The sequence below is a fragment of the Aeromonas sp. AE23HZ002T15 genome (assembly GCF_054165525.2).
Genome location: NZ_CM201342.1, coordinates 2491796 through 2509324 on the forward strand (window position 1 = coordinate 2491796; position 17529 = coordinate 2509324).

The 17529-nt window shown below is 62.7% G+C and carries 17 protein-coding genes; 10 read left to right on the forward strand and 7 right to left on the reverse strand.

The features are described from left to right. Positions 1-77: 77 nt before the first annotated feature. Together ACT5M9_RS11610 and ftnA are read right to left on the reverse strand one after the other, a co-directional pair. The gene (locus ACT5M9_RS11610; RefSeq protein WP_457982845.1) at positions 78-1262 is read right to left on the reverse strand and encodes a BaiN/RdsA family NAD(P)/FAD-dependent oxidoreductase; all 1185 of its coding nucleotides are present in this window, start codon (positions 1260-1262) and stop codon (positions 78-80) included. 190 nt (positions 1263-1452) lie between these two features. After that, a complete protein-coding gene (gene ftnA / locus ACT5M9_RS11615) occupies positions 1453-1977 on the reverse strand; it encodes a non-heme ferritin (RefSeq protein WP_100861602.1) in 525 nt (174 codons plus the stop codon). 208 nt (positions 1978-2185) lie between these two features. On the opposite strand from ftnA, the gene ACT5M9_RS11620 reads away from it, so the two are divergent. After that, positions 2186-3970 carry a GGDEF domain-containing protein gene (locus tag ACT5M9_RS11620; protein WP_457982867.1) on the forward strand — a complete coding sequence of 595 codons (1785 nt, stop codon included), beginning with the start codon at positions 2186-2188 and terminating at the stop codon, positions 3968-3970. A gap of 127 nt (positions 3971-4097) precedes the next feature. On the opposite strand, the gene fabV is transcribed toward ACT5M9_RS11620, so the two are convergent. Continuing rightward, a complete protein-coding gene (gene fabV / locus ACT5M9_RS11625) occupies positions 4098-5285 on the reverse strand; it encodes an enoyl-ACP reductase FabV (RefSeq protein ID WP_457982844.1) in 1188 nt (395 codons plus the stop codon). Positions 5286-5663: 378 nt separating this feature from the next. Here fabV and ACT5M9_RS11630 point away from each other — a divergent pair, with 378 nt between their 5' ends. Together ACT5M9_RS11630 and trpS are read left to right on the forward strand one after the other, a co-directional pair. Then, entirely contained in the window at positions 5664-6098 is a 435-nt protein-coding gene (locus ACT5M9_RS11630; RefSeq protein ID WP_033130880.1) for a universal stress protein, read from the forward strand. 192 nt (positions 6099-6290) lie between these two features. Further along, positions 6291-7304 carry a tryptophan--tRNA ligase gene (trpS, locus tag ACT5M9_RS11635; RefSeq protein ID WP_457982843.1) on the forward strand — a complete coding sequence of 338 codons (1014 nt, stop codon included), beginning with the start codon at positions 6291-6293 and terminating at the stop codon, positions 7302-7304. On the opposite strand, the gene ACT5M9_RS11640 is transcribed toward trpS, so the two are convergent. Continuing rightward, the gene (locus ACT5M9_RS11640) at positions 7283-8242 is read right to left on the reverse strand and encodes a LysR family transcriptional regulator (RefSeq protein ID WP_457982842.1); all 960 of its coding nucleotides are present in this window, start codon (positions 8240-8242) and stop codon (positions 7283-7285) included. The two genes, trpS and ACT5M9_RS11640, sit on opposite strands and share 22 nt — an antisense overlap. 91 nt (positions 8243-8333) lie before the next feature. Here ACT5M9_RS11640 and ACT5M9_RS11645 point away from each other — a divergent pair, with 91 nt between their 5' ends. Then, positions 8334-9233, forward strand: coding sequence for a DMT family transporter (locus tag ACT5M9_RS11645; protein WP_457982841.1), 900 nt, complete (start codon positions 8334-8336; stop codon positions 9231-9233). After that, positions 9218-9379 carry a hypothetical protein gene (locus ACT5M9_RS11650; RefSeq protein ID WP_457982839.1) on the forward strand — a complete coding sequence of 54 codons (162 nt, stop codon included), beginning with the start codon at positions 9218-9220 and terminating at the stop codon, positions 9377-9379. The genes ACT5M9_RS11645 and ACT5M9_RS11650 overlap by 16 nt, the downstream gene beginning before the upstream one ends. A gap of 176 nt (positions 9380-9555) precedes the next feature. Here ACT5M9_RS11650 and ACT5M9_RS11655 read toward each other — a convergent pair whose 3' ends face one another. Continuing rightward, a complete protein-coding gene (locus ACT5M9_RS11655) occupies positions 9556-10026 on the reverse strand; it encodes a DUF6314 family protein (RefSeq protein ID WP_457982865.1) in 471 nt (156 codons plus the stop codon). A 42-nt stretch (positions 10027-10068) separates the two neighbouring features. On the opposite strand from ACT5M9_RS11655, the gene ACT5M9_RS11660 reads away from it, so the two are divergent. Then, on the forward strand, positions 10069-10926 hold the full coding sequence (locus tag ACT5M9_RS11660; RefSeq protein WP_457982838.1) for a carboxylate/amino acid/amine transporter: 858 nt from the start codon (positions 10069-10071) through the stop codon (positions 10924-10926). Positions 10927-11009: 83 nt separating this feature from the next. Here ACT5M9_RS11660 and ACT5M9_RS11665 read toward each other — a convergent pair whose 3' ends face one another. Then, the gene (locus ACT5M9_RS11665; RefSeq protein WP_457982837.1) at positions 11010-11873 is read right to left on the reverse strand and encodes a GGDEF domain-containing protein; all 864 of its coding nucleotides are present in this window, start codon (positions 11871-11873) and stop codon (positions 11010-11012) included. Between the two features lie 152 nt (positions 11874-12025). After that, positions 12026-12739 (reverse strand): 3-deoxy-D-manno-octulosonic acid kinase, encoded by a 714-nt coding sequence (locus ACT5M9_RS11670; protein ID WP_438550999.1) that lies wholly within the window; start codon positions 12737-12739, stop codon positions 12026-12028. Between the two features lie 148 nt (positions 12740-12887). Here ACT5M9_RS11670 and ACT5M9_RS11675 point away from each other — a divergent pair, with 148 nt between their 5' ends. From ACT5M9_RS11675 to spoT, 4 genes are all read left to right on the forward strand, one after another. Beyond that, positions 12888-13970 (forward strand): glycosyltransferase family 9 protein, encoded by a 1083-nt coding sequence (locus ACT5M9_RS11675; RefSeq protein ID WP_457982836.1) that lies wholly within the window; start codon positions 12888-12890, stop codon positions 13968-13970. 267 nt (positions 13971-14237) lie between these two features. Beyond that, positions 14238-14864 carry a guanylate kinase gene (gmk, locus tag ACT5M9_RS11680; protein ID WP_457982835.1) on the forward strand — a complete coding sequence of 209 codons (627 nt, stop codon included), beginning with the start codon at positions 14238-14240 and terminating at the stop codon, positions 14862-14864. A 79-nt stretch (positions 14865-14943) separates the two neighbouring features. Further along, the gene (gene rpoZ / locus ACT5M9_RS11685; protein ID WP_005307060.1) at positions 14944-15219 is read left to right on the forward strand and encodes a DNA-directed RNA polymerase subunit omega; all 276 of its coding nucleotides are present in this window, start codon (positions 14944-14946) and stop codon (positions 15217-15219) included. A gap of 131 nt (positions 15220-15350) precedes the next feature. Beyond that, on the forward strand, positions 15351-17468 hold the full coding sequence (gene spoT / locus ACT5M9_RS11690; protein WP_438549099.1) for a bifunctional GTP diphosphokinase/guanosine-3',5'-bis pyrophosphate 3'-pyrophosphohydrolase: 2118 nt from the start codon (positions 15351-15353) through the stop codon (positions 17466-17468). Positions 17469-17529 lie beyond the last annotated feature (61 nt).

Genomic DNA, 17529 nt, shown 5'->3' on the forward strand with positions numbered 1-17529 from the left:
GCCGCCTTGGGGTAAATAAATCAGGCCGCCCTATGGGGCGGCCTGATTGATCCGGATGACTCAGCCAAAGGAGCGCGTCAGCAATACTGGCCGGCGACCCAGCCGGATGACCAGGCCCACTGGAAGTTGTAGCCACCGAGCCAGCCGGTCACGTCCACCACCTCGCCGATGAAGTAGAGGCCCGGTACCTTGCGCGCCTCCATGGTCTTGGAGGAGAGCTCGTTGGTATCCACCCCTCCCAGCGTCACCTCCGCGGTGCGATAGCCTTCGGTGCCGTTCGGCAGTATGGGCCAATCCCCCAGCAGGCTGGCGATGGCCGCCAGCTCCCGCTCGTTGTACTGGCGCATCGGCTTGTTGACGAGCTGACCCAGCTCCACCAGCTTGTCGACGAAGCGCTTGGGCAGCTCGCGGCCGAGCACGGTTTTCAGCTCCTGGGCCGGATGGGCCTCGGCCCAGCCCTTGATGGCCGCAGGAATATCCAGATCCGGCAGCAAGTTGATATGGATCTTCTGCCCGGGCAGCCAGAAAGAGGAGATCTGCAGTATGGCCGGGCCGGAGAGGCCGCGGTGGGTGAACAGCATGGCCTCCTTGAAGCAGGTGCCGTCTTCCGCGGTCACCGCCACCGGCAGGCTGACCCCCGCCAGATCGGCGAAGGCGTCCTTCTCGGCCTGATGCAGGGTGAAGGGCACCAGGCCGGCGCGAGTCGGCAGCACCTGGAGGCCGAACTGCTCCGCCAGCTTGAAGCCATAGGGAGTGGCGCCGAGCTTGGGCATGGAGAGGCCGCCGGTGGCCACCACCAGGGAGTGACAGCGGATCTCCCCCTTGCTGGTGTCGAGCAGGAAGCCGTCATCCCGCTTGCTGACGGCGAGGACCTCGGTCTGGTACTGCTGGGTCACCCCGGCCCATTCACACTCGGTGAGCAGCGCCTCGACGATCTCTTTCGCGCTCTCGTCGCAGAACAGCTGGCCCAAGGTCTTCTCGTGATAATTCACCCCGTGCCTGTCCACCAGATCGATGAAGTCCTGCTGGGTGTAGCGCGCCAGCGCCGACTTGCAGAAGTGGGGGTTGGCCGAGAGGAAGGCGTGGGGGCCGGCCTGATGGTTGGTGAAATTGCAGCGCCCGCCGCCGCTGATCAGGATCTTGCGGCCCGGCTTCTTGGCGTTGTCCAGCAGCAGCACGGAGCGCCCCCGGTAACCGGCCTGGGCTGCACACATCAAACCGGCCGCACCGGCCCCGATCACCACCACATCCACTTGCATCATCACAACCTTGTTTATCAAAAAATCATCGAACCGGGACGGCAAAAGGCCCCCGGTCATGCCAGGCGGCATGGCCCCCTCCATCGAGAGCTCTGTCATCATGGGCAAAAAACCGAGGCCGCCCCTGCACCAATAACAACGGCCCTCGAGAGGGCCGTCATTGTACTGGCTGAACACTAAGTGTCCACGACTATCAGGCGTTGCCGTCCATGATGCTGGCCGGGGCGCCCTTGGCCAGTTCGGCCAGTTCCTTGTCGATGAAGTAGAGACCCTTGCCATCCTCACCCACCAGAGACAGGCGGTCGACGATGCTCTTGAACAGCTTCTCTTCTTCGTGCTGCTCGGCCACGTACCACTGCAGGAAGTTGAAGGTGGAGTAGTCCTGGGTGGTGAAGGCCACGTGGGCCAAGCCGTTGATGCACTTGGTGATGTGGTACTCGTGCTCCAGGGTGGTGCGGAAGATGTCGCCGAGGGAGTTGAACTCGTGGGGAGGCGCCTCGATGGCCCCCAGCACCGGCATGGCGCCGGTCTCGCTCACATAGGTGAACAGGCGCTCCATGTGCTGGCGCTCCTCGACCGCGTGCTGGCGCAGGAAGTTCGCCGCCCCTTCGAAGCCCTTGTCCTCACACCAGGCGCTCATCTGCAGGTAGAGATTGGATGAATAGAATTCCAGATTGATCTGCTCGTTCAACTTCTCGATCATGGCTTTGGCCAACATGATGATTCTCCAGGGTGATGGGTTCCCGATTGTCGCCACTGTTTTACCACGAATCAACACCGGGTGTGTGATACGAACCCGAGTTGTGATGGCCACCCTCTCATCTTTCCCCCCATACGGGTATAGAGAAGAAAAGAGGCATGGTGTAGCCGGACTCAGCCTCTATGATGGCGCCAGTGGTCAGGAAGAAGATGCAATGAGACTGGTGATGGCACTGGCGCTGCTCTGGATAACTAGGTTGCAGGCGGCTCCCCCCTTGTTTGACGAGACGGAATTAGCGGCGGCGCGCGACCCTGCCGGCTATTTGCAGCGCCTCGACGCCGAGCCACGCCAGGGGATGGAGTTGTTCCATGCCAGATCCCTGGCCAAGGCGGCGCTGGGACGCCATCCCGACGCCCTGATCGACAACGCCCGCGCCCGCACCCTGGCCGCCGCCCACAGGGAGACCACCCGGCTGCTGGACTTCCGGTTGCAGCAAGTCGCTCTCACTCTGGAGACGGAAGCCCCCCGTCAGGCCCTCAAGCTGCTGGCACAGCTGCAGCCCGCGCTCATGGGTCATCCGGATCAGCTCGCCCAGTGGCACTCCCTCAACGGCCTCGCCCTCTATCGCACCGGTCAGCTCAAGGAGGCCATCGGCGAGCTCAAGACCGCCTATCACCTCTATCAACAAGCCCCGGAGACGGCTCTCTCCAGCCTGCAATGCGCCCGCCTGCTGATGACACTCGGCAACCTCTATGCCGACCTTCGCCTCCATGGGGAGTCAGAGACCTATTATCAGGATGCCCTGCGGTTGATGGTGCGGCTGGATGAACCCAACAGCCAGAGCATCATCAAGGCCAACATGGCGCGGCTCTACATCGACATGGACCAGCCGGCAAAGGCGCGGCAGTTACTCGATGCCCTGCTCGGGCGCCCAGGACTGTCGCCGGACTATCGCGCCATCGTGCTCGGCTATCAGGCCATGGCCCTCAACGGGCTGGGAGAGTGGGAAGCGGCCTGGCAGAGCCTGAACGAGGCGCAGGAGATCTATCAGGGGCTCGGCTACCCCCAGGCGGCCTCCCGCCTGACCGAGACACGGGCCAGGACCCTGCAGGGACGCGGCGAGAAGCAGCTGGCACTGCAGTTGCTGAGGTCCCAGACCGATGGCACCACCATAGAGGGCAAGGCACTGCAGGCCAGCCTGCTGGCGGATCTGGGGCGCTACCCCGAAGCCTACCGGGCCATGACCGAGTACATGCGGGATTACCAGCAGCACTTCAACCAGACCCTGAGCCAGCACGCCAGCGCCTTCCAGGCCGAGCGGGAGCTGGCGCGAAGCGAGGCCAGCAACCGCGCGCTGCAGCAGGAGAACGATCGCAAACGCCAACAACTGCTGTATCAGCAGAGCGCCCGTTACTATCAGCTGATGCTGGTCTTCATGCTGGGAGTGGCCCTGATCCTGCTCGGTTTCACCACCCACAGGTTGCACCGCAATTCGCGCCACCTCTACAAGCTCGCCACCTTCGATCAGCTGACCGGGCTGCCAAACCGGCGCGCCCTGATGGAGCGGCTGGCGCACCAGTGGCAACTGAACCAGCCGCTGACCCTGCTCATCATCGACATCGATCACTTCAAGCAGATCAACGACCGCCACGGCCATCAGACCGGGGATCTCGCCATCCAGCGACTGGCACAGGAGCTGAAGCAGTGGGCCCCGGATCTGCAACAGATAGGGCGCTGGGGGGGTGAGGAGTTTCTGGTGGCCATGGCCCTGGACAGGGCCCACTGCTGGAAGCTGGCCGAGCAGTTGCGGCAGCGGATCGAACGGCTGCAAACCCCCGCCATCACCATCAGCATAGGGGTGGCGGAGCGATCCTCCGCCGATGCCAGCCTGAGCCAGCTGATCCACAGGGCCGACATGGCCATGTATCAGGCCAAACGCCAGGGCCGCAACCAGACCATACTGGCGCGCACTCCAGACGCGCCGTCCGAACCGGTCCCCAGCGTGGCCTGAACGCCTTCGCTATCTGCCTGGCCCGCATGGCCCCGTATCAGACAAGATGCGTCAGGGGAGCAACCGGGTCATACTGGCGCGCTCTCCAGACGCACCAGCCGAGCCAGTCCCCAGCGTGGCCTGAGGGTCAGGGCGCCAGCTCGGTCAGGGCGTCGACATTGACCGGCGCACCGTAGTCCACCTCCGGCAGGTCGAAGCCGTTGAGCTCCATGAAGTCCCGCTTCAAGCCAGCGAAATCCCCCAGGCTCTGGAAGTTGTCCGGCGTGACCTTGGACCAGAGGGTGGAGACCGCCGCCTGAATGGCCGGGTCCAGCTCGTGATCGTCCATGCGGATCAGGCGATTGCCATCGGCCACCACCCCCTTCTGGCCATACATCTTGTCGGCGAACAGCCGCCGCATCTGTTCGATGCAGCCCTCGTGCACCCCGCGCTCCTTCATCACCCCCATCAGCAGGCCGAGGTAGACGGGTAGCACAGGGATGTAGGCGCTCGCCTTGGTCACCAGCGCCTTGCACACCGACACCCAGGCGTGGCCACCCAGCTCGGCCAGTTGCAGATTGATGGTCTCGGCGGTGGCGTGCAGGTGCTCCTTGGCGTAGCCGATGGTGCCATCCCGATAGAGGGGATAGGTGGATTCCGGGCCTATATAGGAATAAGCCACCGTCTGCACACCCTTTGCCAGACAATCCGCCTGCTGTAGCGCCTGCAGCCAGAGTTGCCAGTCCTCACCACCCATGACGGTGACGGTATCGCGGATCTCCTCGGGGCTGGCGGCTGCCAGGGTCTGCTGCACCAGGGAATCCCGTTCCAGATCCAGCCCCCAACCGGTGAACGGTTGGCCCGTGGTCTTGAGCACGGAGCGCACCTGGGTACCGTCAGGCATCACCCGGATACCGCTCGCCAGGGAGTAGATCACCAGATCCACCTGCCCCAACTGCTGGCGAATCGCTTCGATGGCCTGCTGGCGCATGGTGTCCGAGAAGGCGTCACCGATCAGGTTGACGGCGATGCGCCCCTCCTGCTCCGCCGCCTGGCGAAACCAGATGTTGTTGTACCAGCCCGCACTGCCGAGCCCCTTGTCCGACGGCCCACGCTCGAACGAGACCCCTATGGTGTCGGCGCCGGCCCCGAAGGTCAGGGCGATGCGGGATGCCAGCCCGAAACCGGACGAGGCCCCCAGGATCAGTACCCGCTTCGGGCCGTTGAAATGGCCCGTCGCCCTGACGCTGGCGATCTGCCGGGCGACCGCGGCGCGACAGCCGATGGGGTGACAGTTGCGGGCGACACAGCCCTGGATCTGAGGATGAATAATCATGAGCGACCTCCGCGTGAACTGGCTACAGCATAGCCATGACGGAGCAGATTACCTTGATATGAAGGGGGTCGGAGCAGAGAAAGGGAGGCAGAAAAACAAGAGGGAGCACTAGGCTCCCCAAAGCGGTATTCAGATGCTTTTTGTTGTTTTGTGTTCATTGCGAAGCACGGGCACATCCTATTCCCCCGATCTTGTCACGACAATAGTCTGGCGTGATCGGCTTCATGTTTCTGGCTAATTTATATGCAACCCCATGGCTTGGGCGGCAAGCTGGCTTCACAGGACTCCCCTACCAATGCCCCACATTGTGACACCGGGGTCGTTTTAGTTTCAGCAGACATTGGTATAGTGGACTCAGGATCGATGAGGAGAACTCCCATGAATGGAACCTATTACAAACACGTACTGGCCGCGATCGACCTGTCGGAAGACAACCGCAAGGTGATCGAGAAGGCGGTCGACCGGGCCCGCTCCAACGGCGCCAAGCTGTCGGTGATCCATGTGGATGTGGACCTCAAGGATCTCTACACCGAGATGATCGATATCGACATCGACAACGTGCAGGATCAGGTGATCGCCGAAGCGAAAGAGAAGCTGGAAGCCTTCCTGGCATCGGTGGATTACCCCATCGAGAAGAAGCTGGTGATCTGCGGCGATCTCAGCGAGCGGGTCAACCAGGCGGTGAAGGATTACCAGATCGACCTGCTGGTGTGCGGCCATCGCCAGAGCTTCTGGAGCCTGCTCACCTCGAGCGCGCGCCAGCTGATGAACACAGTGCCCTGCGATCTGCTGGTCGTCCCCTTGCAGAAGTAATCAAACAGGCGTAGCTTGATTGACCATGAACACGACCGCTTTTAATCACAACTACTGGTGGTGCCGCGACTAAACAGGCGGCACCGCTTTTCTATGTGAAATTTACGACAGAAAACACCGTGACCGCCGAGAGGCGGTCAATTGTTTTCATCCTTTGTCGCCTCCCGGCCCACCCCAACTGGAGAGAGTGACATGCACAACCCCATCATACTGACTGGCGACAGACCCACCGGCAAACTGCACATTGGCCACTACGTAGGCTCATTGCGCCAACGGGTGGAGGCCCAGTCCCACTACCGCCAGTTCGTGATGATCGCCGATCTGCAGGCGCTGACCGACAACGGCCACAACCCGGCCAAGGTGACCGACAACGTGCTGGAGGTGATGGCCGACTACCTGGCCGCCGGCCTGGATCCCGCCAAGACCACCTTCTGCCTGCAGAGCGCCCTGCCCGCCCTCGCCGAGCTCACCTGCTACTACCTGAACCTGGTCAGCGTCGCCCGACTGGAGCGCAACCCCACGGTGAAGGCCGAGATACAGCAAAAAGGGTTCGAGCGCAGCCTGCCCGCCGGCTTCCTGGTCTACCCGGTCAGCCAGGCCGCCGACATCACGGCGTTTCGCGCCACCCATGTGCCAGTCGGCGAAGATCAGCTGCCCATGCTGGAGCAGACCAACGAGATAGTGCGCCGCTTCAACACCCTGGTCGGCAAAGAGGTGCTGACCGAGTGCCAGCCGATCCTGAGCGACACCGGCCGCCTGCCCGGCATCGACGGCAAGGCCAAGATGTCCAAGTCCCTCGGCAACACCATAGAGCTCGGCATGTCAGCGGATGAGGTGAAACAGGCGGTGTTCGCCATGTATACGGACCCGAATCACCTCAGGGTGAGCGATCCGGGCCAGGTGGAGGGCAATACGGTGTTCGCCTATCTGGATGCCTTCCACCCGGACAAGGCCCTGGTGGCGGAGATGAAGGCCCATTACCAACGCGGCGGCCTCGGTGACATGCGCTGCAAGCAGGTGCTGAACGACTGCCTGCAGACCCTGCTCGCCCCCATGAGAGAACGCCGCCAGGCGGCCATCGCCGACAAGGGCCAGTTGCTGGCGCTGTTGCATCGAGGCACCCAGCAGGCCCGCGCCCTCACCGACGAGGTGCTGGCCGAGGTCAAGGGGGCCATGGGGCTGGATTACTTCGCCGGGTTGCGCTGAGCCGGCGTACCCAGCGCGGCGTCGCCGTAACGCTCGAAGGCGAGCAGGTGCAGCAGGCTCTTGAACCAGCGGATCGCCTCGTCGTGGGCGCTCAATGGGTGGCCCGCCATCAGGTAGACGATGGGGATAGCGGGCTCCAGCTGATGGAGCCGCAACGGGTAGTAGCGGCAGAAGTGGCGCCCTATCATCTCGGGCACTACCACCAGGTAGCGGCCGGTCGCCATCAGCTGCGGCACCGCCATGAAGCTCGGCAGCCTGGCCCCCAGCTCCCGCGCCACCCCGAAGCGGGCCAGCCAGAGCTCCACCATGGCCTGGCTGTGACCCCAGCTGGAGGTATAAATATGGGGGCGGCTCACCAGTTCCCCCGGCCCCAGCACGTCCGGCAGGGCACTGCCGAGGGGTGACAGGCAGACCAGAGGATTGGTGAACCACTCCTCGCGCCACAACCGGGGGGAGAGGTGGTTGGCATCGGCAAACCCGATCACCAGATCCAGCTCCCCCTTCTCCAGCTCCCGTTCGTAATCGCTGTTCGCCAGCTCGCACACCTCCAGCCGGCAGGCCGGCGCCAGCTGGTGCATGCGCTCCACCAGGGTCGGCACCAGGCCATGCTCCACCGAGCCCGGGGTAGCGATGCGGAACACCCGCTGGGCGCTGGCGGGATCGAAACCATTGGCCTGTCGCAAGCCCTGCTCCAGCATGGCCAGGGCCTGGCGCACCGGCCCGGCCAGCGCCTTGGCGCGATCCGTGGGCATCATCTCCCGCCGGCTCATGACGAACAGGGGGTCATCCAGCGCGCTACGCAGCCGGCCGAGGGCGTGGCTGACGGTGGACTGGGAGAGGTGCAGCCGCTCGGCGGCACGGGTGACGTTGCGCTCCTGCATCAGCATGTCGAACACGGTGAGCAGGTTGAGGTCGAGGCGGGAGAGGGGTTGTTCCATCGATAATGGCCATAGTCAGATGACGACAATTCATTTTAGGCATAGTAGCAGATTGCATAGAATGCGCGGGCGAATTACATCGGAGATTAAAATGCGTAGCTATCTGTTGTTGCTGGCGATCGGCCTGTTGTGGGGCTCCCAGTTCATCTTCATGCATCAGGCCGTGGCCGAACTGCCCCCCATCATGGTGGCCGCCATTCGTGCCCTGTGCGGCAGCCTGACCCTGGGCCTGCTCTGCCTCTTCATGCGTCTCAAGAGCGAGCACACCCGCTGGCGTACCTATATGTGGATCGCCCTGCTCGATGCCACCATCCCCTTCATCATGGTCGCCTGGGGTCAGCAATACGTGGACAGCGCCATCGCCGCCGTGGTGATGGGTTGTATCCCCTTTGTCACCATCCTGATGGCACCTCTGTTGGTTTCCGGTGAAAAAATCACCAAGGGCGGTCTGCTCTCCGTGGTCATCGGCTTCATCGGCGTGCTGGTGCTGTTCTGGCCTAAGCTGTCCAACGGCATGGATGCGGGCCTGCTCGGCGCCGTCGCCATCCTGTTCGGTGCCAGCTGCTTCGCCATCGGCCTGCTGATGATCAAGCGCTTCGCCAAGGACCACCCCGTGGTGGTGGCCCGCAACATCCTGATCTCCTCCGCCGTGCAGCTGCTGCTGGCCGCCCCCTTCGTCACCGATCTGGGCGCCCTCACCCTGCCGAGCAGCCAGGCCATCAGCGCCGTGGTAGTGCTGGGGGTCTTCTGTACCGGTCTGGTCTACTTCCTCTACATGGCGCTGATCCAGAAGGCGGGCCCGACCTTCGCCTCCTTCAGCAACTACCTGGTGCCCCTGTTCGGCGTCATGCTGGGTGCCCTCTTCCTCGGCGAGCAGATCCAGTCCACCACGGGCGTGGCGCTGGCGCTGATCCTGGGCTCGGTCGCCCTCAACCAGTGGGCCCAGCAGCGCCGCTCCCAGCGGGAGGCAGCCCTATGTCAGGCATCCTGACCACCCTGTGCGGCGGTCTGGTACTGATCGCCAGCTGGCAATACAAGCACCGGCTGGCCGGGCTGCTCGGCCTGCTGATGCTGACCCTGCCCTGGCTGTTCGACAGCAAGCTGCAGGCCATGCTGAGCTATGCCCTGAATGCCTGAGCACTCCGTCTGAATGTGTGACGAGAGCCTGTCTCTCTGTTTTTTGGGACCGTTTTAAAAAAACCTCCGATTTGTCCCTTCAACCGGCGCCCTGCGCCGGTTTTTTTATGGCTACCCGCCATGGCGCGCATCAAACACCATGTTTGCGAGGAAGCCTTCGCTTCCACCGGATCTGATTAGCGCTTAGATATCAAGCCATAGCGATACTCTAGCCGCTCGTTCTTGCGCGGACCTGTTATCTCCCAGCTGAGCAAAAAACCGCCCTCGGCTGGCGTCAGCTCGGCACTGTAGTGATCCTGACCGCACAGGTGCGCCTCGGCGGTGAGCCAGCACCCGTCCGGTTGGGGCAACAGCTCGAACAACAGCACAGGCGCCTCATGGCGCAGGTGAGAGAGGCTGATCCCCCGCTCCCCCCGCTGCCACCAGAAGCGATTGTGCATGGCAAGCACCCGGCCATGGGGGGTGGTGTAACGGCCCTGCTCGGCAAACAGCCAGCCCCCTTGGTGATCGGTCACCGACACCTCCCCCTCGCCCCGACCATTCCAGTCGGTGGCGGATCCCGTCCCGTTCTTTGCCTCGAAGGCAAATGCTCCGATCTGTGGCAACAGGTCCCATAAACGCTGGATCGTGGCGTCCAACTCGGCCATCATAGCGCCCTCCAAATTGACAACTGACGACATTTCAATCACATGAACTACTTGATAGGGGTTACCCTGCTCTGGTCATTCTCCTTCAGCCTGATCGGGGTCTACCTCGCCGGCCAGGTGGATGCCTACTTCTCCGTGCTGACCCGCATCGTCCTCGCCAGCCTGGTGTTCCTCCCCTTCCTCCGTCGCCGCTGGCTGCGCCCCGATCTGGTGGCCAAGCTGATGGCCCTCGGCGCCATCCAGCTCGGCATCATGTATCTGTTCTATTACCACTCCTTCCTGCTGCTGACGGTGCCGGAAGTGCTGGTGTTTACCATCTTCACCCCCATCTACGTGACCCTTATCCACGATCTGCTGGAGTCCAGGTTCAAGCCCACCTATCTGTGGGGGGCCCTGCTGGCGGTGCTGGGGGCGGCCGTCATCCGTTTCGACGGCCTGACCGAGAGCTATGTGATGGGATTCCTGGTGGTACAGGGGGCCAACATCTGCTTCGCCCTCGGCCAGGTTGGCTACAAGGTGCTGCTGGCGCGGGAGAAGGAGCAACCGCCCCAGCTCGCCGTGTTCGGCTGCTTCTATCTGGGGGCCCTGGTGATCGCCCTGCCCGCCTGGTGGCTGCTGGGGCAACCCCAATACCCCACCAGCAACCTGCAGTGGGGCATCTTGCTCTGGCTGGGGGTGGGGGCATCCGGGCTCGGTTACTTCCTGTGGAACAAGGGGGCGACCCTGGTCAGCAGCGGCGTGCTGGCCATCATGAACAACGCCCTGATCCCGGCCGGCTTACTGGTCAATCTGGTGCTCTGGGGCAAGGATACCGACCTGCTCAGGCTCAGCCTGGGGGCTGTGCTGATGCTGGCCTCCCTCTGGATCTGCCAGCGCCAGCCCAAGCTCAGTGCGAACTGATATTCAAGGGACCCGCGGGCCTGCCGATGCAGGCCTTCTTTGGTTCCACAGGTGTCAGCCGGTGAGTGAGCGCTGACTAAAAATCAGCCGACAACGGCGTTGTGCTCCCGTTTAGCCTGACCGTGACAGGAGGCCAGACGGGCCAGCAGGTGATCTATCTGCTCGGCACTCTGGCTCTGTACCAGGCCGATGCTGACGGTCACCGGCCGCTCCGGCAGCAGGCTGGCGTCGGCAATCTCGAGGCGCAGACGCTCGGCGATCTCCAGGCCGCTCAGGCGATCGGTCTGGGACAGCATCAGGATGAAGCCATCCTCATCCCAGCGGGCGAAGGGGTCTTCCCGGCGCAGCTCGTGGCGCACTATGCGGGCCAGCTTCGCCATCATGGCGTCACAGGCCACCTCGCCAAACAGCTGCAGTATCTTGCTGCGGTGATCCACGGTGAACTGCAGCAGGCAGAAGCTGCCGCTCTCGCTGGCGAGCCGCTCATCCAGCAGCAGTTCGAAATGACTGCGGCTCTCCAGCCCGGTAAGGGGGTCCGTGTCGTGGCGATCATCATGCTGGGGCAGGCTCGCATCCAGATGGCGTATCACCCCCAGCAGCCCACCCTCGGCGTCGCGGCGCACCCGCTCCTCCAGCCGCACATAGTGGCCCTGATGATGCAGGATGCGGTATTCGAGGCGCAGCCCCTGGCTGTGGCCCGCCTGACAGGCCCGGATGGCTTCCGCCAGCCGGGTGCCGTCGTCCGGATGCACCCGCGCCAGCCAGCCAAGGTCGTCCAGGGCATTGCCGTCCAGCCCCAGCAGTTTCAGGCAGGAAGGATCCCGTCTCAGCCCCTGCTCCGCCGACCAGGTCCAGATCCCGGCCTCCAGCATCGCCATCGCCTCCGTCATCAGGGACGCATCGAGCCGGATCACGGCCTCTACCCAGGGGGTCTCATACCTTTCCATCACTTGCCTCAACACCGGATTTGATTATCTGCTCAATAAGTAACATTGGCCCTTGCGCCGAGCAACTGGCTCAACCTGCTTTTCCCTGGCCACAGCCCATCAACGCCTGCAAGCTTACCGCCACGAAAGGGGAGCCGACGTGCAATCGGGAGTCAACCAGCCTTTCCCTGGTAGCCGTCCATCAACGCCTGCCAGTTCTCAGGCACGAAATGGAAGCTGGTATGGAGCTGGGACTCCTTGTTGAAGGAGCGCAGCAGCCGCTCCAGATTGGCCTGCTGCCAGCTGCCGGGGGAGCGGATGGCCCCCTTGTCGAAGTCGATCACCCACACCTTGCCCTCCTTGTCGAGCAGCAGGTTGTGGCTGTTGAGATCCGCATGATAGACGCCGGCATCGTGCAACTGCCTGATGGTCTTGCCCACCCTGTGCCATACCTCGCAGGCAATGCTGCCCTGCTTGAGCAGGGCCACCAGATCCTTGGCACCGCGGATGCGCTCGATCAGGATGTCGGCGCGGTAGAAGGGGCCCTGCTTGGCCATGCGGGCCGCGAATGGGCGCGGTACCGGCAACCCCTGCTCGCTCAAGGTGGCCAGCAGGCTGAATTCGGCCATGGCCCGGCTGGTCTCCACCCCCTCGAACCAGAAGCGGTCCCGCACCACCTTGCCCACCATGCCACCACGGTAGTAGTGGCGCAGCACCAGATGGCGCGACTCATCCTTCACGAACCAGGTCACCCCGCGGCCGATGGAGGAACCCACTACCTGCCGATGGGTCTGCCACCAGGCCGGATCGAACAGGGCGGGAGAAGGGTCGCGAAATACCCCTTCGGCATACCAACAGATCTGGTTCTGGACTGTCTGTGTCAACATTATCAAGGTTCCGGTCGATAGTGAGCGCAATGTGATGGGTGCGATCTTCCAGCAGGAGGGCCTGCCGGGCAGGGTTGGCGCAATTTTACAATCCACAAGGGAGTTTGCATAATGCCATCCATCCATTCTGCCACCCTTGCGCCACATCATGCCGTTGTTCCAAACGCCACCTTCTTCCCTCTGCATCCTGCGGCTCTCCGCCATCGGAGACTGCTGTCACGCGCTGGCGCTGGTGCGCGTCATCCAGCGGGAGTGGCCAGAGACCCACATCACCTGGATCACCGGGAAAATAGAAGCGACACTTTTTGCCGACCTGCCCGGGGTGGAGGTCATCGCCTTTGACAAGAGCAAGGGGTGGCGCGGCTATCGTGAGCTGTGGCAGACCCTCAAGGGGCGCAGGTTCGATGCCCTGCTCCACCTGCAGGCCGCCCTGCGCGCCAGCATCGCCACCCTGGGCATCCGCGCCGGGGTCAAACTCGGCTTCGACAAGGAGCGGGCCAACGACGGCCAGTGGCTGTTCACCAACCATCGCGTGCCCTCTCCCAGCTCCCCCCATGTGCTAGACGGCTTCCTCGCCTTCGCCAGAGAGCTCGGCATCCGGGATCTGACGCCGGACTGGCAACTGCCCATCAGCGCCGAGCATCTGGCCTGGGCCCGGGAGAAGATCGCCGACAAGCCCACCCTGCTCATCTGCGCCGCCGCCAGCAAGGCGTTCAAGAACTGGACGGCGCAAGGCTATGCCGATCTCGCCGATCACGCCGCGGCCAAGGGTTTTCAGGTCTATCTGTGCGGCGGTCCCGCCAAATTTGAGCGGGACCTGGCCGCAGAGATCCAGCGACTCAGCCAGAGCAAGCCGGTGGATCTGGTGGGGCAGACCAACCTCAAGCAGTTGCTGGCACTGATCAAGGAAGCCAGCCTGGTGCTGGCTCCGGATACCGGCCCCACCCACATGGCGACCCTGGTGGGCACCCCTGTCATCGGTCTCTACGCCCATCACAACCCGGAGCGCACCGGTCCCTATCTGTACCGGGAGCACGTGGTCAGCGTCTATCAGGAACTGATCGAACAGGAGACCGGCAAGCCGCTGGCGGAGCTCGACTGGCGCACCCGCCTCAAGGATCCGGACGCCATGAGCAAGATAAGCAGCGATCGGGTCATCGCCGCCTTCGATCGGATCTGCGCGGCCCATGGGTTGCCGAACGGGCAAAAACTCGAAAATCCCGAGGAATGAGGCAGGGATAACCTGCTGGCCGTCCCTGTCCGATCGAGGCAGAATCCCGCCTTGTGGGTAACGCTCCCGCAGCAAGCTACGAATACTTTGATCGGCTGGAATATGATTCCGGCCGTTTTTTTATCCGCCACCATCTGCTAAAATTCGCCGCCTTTACATCCTACCGGCTCCAACTTTTCCGCGTTTTGCGAGCGACTGTCTCCCTCTCGGGCACAAGACGGCGGCCTCTGCTACAACCAAAACACGGCAACGCTTAAAGGTACAGACATGGCGCAACAAGGCACCCTCTATATCATCTCCTCCCCGAGCGGGGCGGGTAAGTCCAGCCTGCTCAATGCCTTGCTGACCCAGCATAACGACGCAGGCAAGATGCAGCTCTCCGTCTCCCACACCACCCGCGCCACCCGCCCGGGGGAGACCCACGGGGTGCACTACCACTTCGTGGCGGTGGACGAGTTCAAGACCCTGATCGAGCGCGGCGACTTCCTGGAGTGGGCCGAGGTGTTCGGCAACTACTACGGCACCTCCCGCGCCGCCATCGAAGCCTGCCTGGCCAGGGGCATCGACGTCTTCCTCGACATCGACTGGCAGGGTGCCCGCCAGATCCGCGAACAGATGCCGACCAAGTCCATCTTCATCTTGCCTCCGAGCCGCGAAGAGCTGGAGCGTCGCCTCGTCGGCCGCGGCCAGGACAGTGCCGAGGTGATCCGGGGCCGGATGGAGAAAGCCATTGCCGAAATGGTGCACTACGACGAGTATGACTATGTCATTATCAACGAAGACTTTGAGCAGGCGCTGTTCCAGCTCAGGGCCATCATAGAGTGCCAGCGGCTGGAATTGCACCAGCAGCAGCAGGCCCAACAAAACTTGCTGCAACAGCTACTGGCAGAATAGGCCAAAAACAAGTAAACTTTTGCGTCATTTTTAAACACCGCTTTTTTAAACCGAGAAAGCCCAAACACTGGAGTCCTGCATGGCACGCGTTACTGTAGAAGATGCTGTAAAACAGGTAGGTAACCGTTTTGACCTGGTGCTGGTCGCCGCGCGCCGCGCCCGTCAAATCGCGGTACAAGGTAAAGATCCCCTGGTCGACGAAGAGAACGATAAGCCGACCGTGATCGCCCTGCGCGAAATCGAACTGGGTCTGGTGAACAACCAGGTGATGGACACCCAGGACCGTTACGAGCAGCAAGAGCAGGAAGCCGCCGAGCTGGCTGCCGTTGCTGCCATCGCCGAAGGTCGCGGTTAAGTCATCTTGCCGGTCGGCACCCGCCCGGGTGCCGACCGCTCTCCCCCATTTACAACCGCTCGAAAACCTCGCAAACTCAGGGGCATACCCTCAATTTCACGGATTGCCGTATCACCGCTGCGGGGACTGTCTTGTATTTATTTGAAAACCTTAAAGAAATAGCCAGTTCCTACCTGCCATCCGAGCAGGTCGAGAAGCTCAGGCAAGCCTATGTGGTGGCCCGTGACGCTCACCAGGGACAGATGCGTTCCAGCGGCGAGCCCTATATCACCCACCCGGTTGCCGTCGCCCGTATCCTGGGAGACATGCGTCTCGACCACGAGACCCTGATGGCCGCCGTGCTGCACGACGTCATCGAAGACACTCCCGTCACCAAGGACGATCTGGCCGAACAGTTCGGCAATGCCGTGGCCGAGCTGGTGTCCGGCGTCTCCAAGCTCGACAAGCTGAAATTCCGCGATCGCAAAGAGGCCCAGGCCGAGAACTTCCGCAAGATGATGATGGCCATGACCCAGGACATCCGGGTCATCCTGATCAAGCTCGCCGATCGCACCCACAACATGCGCACGCTGGGCTCATTGCGCCCGGACAAGCGTCGCCGTATCGCCCGCGAGACCCTGGAGATCTTCGCCCCCATAGCCAACCGCCTTGGTATCCACACCATGAAGAACGAGCTGGAAGAGCTCGGCTTCGAGGCGCTCTATCCCATGCGCTCCCGGGTGCTGCGGGAATCCGTGCGCCGCGCCCGCGGCAATCGCCGGGAGATCATCGACTCCATCCACAGCGAGATAGAGGGGCGGCTGCGGGAGGCCGGTATCGACTGTCAGGTGAGCGGTCGCGAGAAGAACCTGTTCTCCATCTACAACAAGATGGAGAAGAAAGAACTGCAATTCCATGAAGTGATGGATATCTATGCTTTCAGAGTACGAGTGAAAGACATAGATACCTGTTACCGGGTGCTTGGACAGATGCACAGCCTCTACAAGCCGCGCCCCGGCCGCTTCAAAGACTACATCGCCATCCCCAAGACCAACGGCTACCAGTCCCTGCACACCTCATTGGTCGGCCCCCACGGGGTGCCGGTGGAGGTGCAGATCCGTACCGAGTTCATGGATCAGATGGCCGACAAGGGGGTTGCCGCCCACTGGGCCTACAAGCAGGATGGCGACAGCTCGGGCACCACGGCCCAGATCCGCGCCCAGCGCTGGATGCAGAGCCTGCTGGAGCTGCAACAGAGCGCCGGCAGCTCGTTCGAGTTCATCGAAGGGGTCAAGACCGACCTCTTCCCGGACGAGATCTACGTGTTCACCCCGGAGGGCCGCATCATGGAGCTGCCCGCCGGCGCCACCCCGGTGGACTTCGCCTATACGGTGCACACCGACATCGGCCACGCCTGCGTGGGTTCCCGGGTCGACCGCCACCCCTATCCGCTCAGCAGCCCGCTGCACTCGGGCCAGACGGTGGAGATCATCACGGCCCCCGGTGCCCGCCCGAACGCGGCCTGGCTCAACTTCGTGGTGACCACCAAGGCCCGCTCCAAGATCCGTCAGTTCCTCAAGAACCTGCGCACCGAGGAGTCCGTGGTGCTGGGCCGTCGCCTGCTGAACCACGCCCTGGGTGCCAAGAACATCGAAGACATCCCGGAGCCGCGCATCAAGCAGGTGCTGGCGGACACCAAGCACGAGAACCTGCAGGGCTTGCTGGCCGACGTGGGTCTCGGCAACGCCATGAGCGTCATGGTGGCGCGCCGCATGCTGGGGGACGAGCTGCCGCCGGAAGAGCAGCCGAAATCCAGCAGCAAGAAGATGCCGATCAAGGGTGCCGACGGCATGCTGGTCACCTTCGCGAACTGCTGCCGCCCCATCCCGGGGGACGCCATCATCGCCCACATCAGCCCGGGCAAGGGACTGGTCATCCACCAGGAATCCTGCCGCAACATCAAGGGCTACAGCCGCGAGCCGGACAAGTACCTGCCGGTGCAGTGGGAAGTGGACAAGGAGCAGGAACAGGAGTTCCGCACCGGCATCAGCATCGAGATAATCAACCATCAGGGTGCGCTGGCGGAGCTGGCCAACGTGATCGCGGCCACAGGTGCCAACATCCACGCCATCAGCACCGAAGAGAAGGATGGCCGCGTCTATCTGGTCACCCTGCTCATCACCACCCAGAGCCGGATCCACCTCGCCAACATCATGCGCAAGATCCGGGTGATGCCCAACGTGCTCAGGGTGAGCCGACAGAAGAACTGAACACAGGCGGCGCGAGCCGCCTGCTGCTTTTAGAGAGACGACCCATGATTCCCATCGGTAG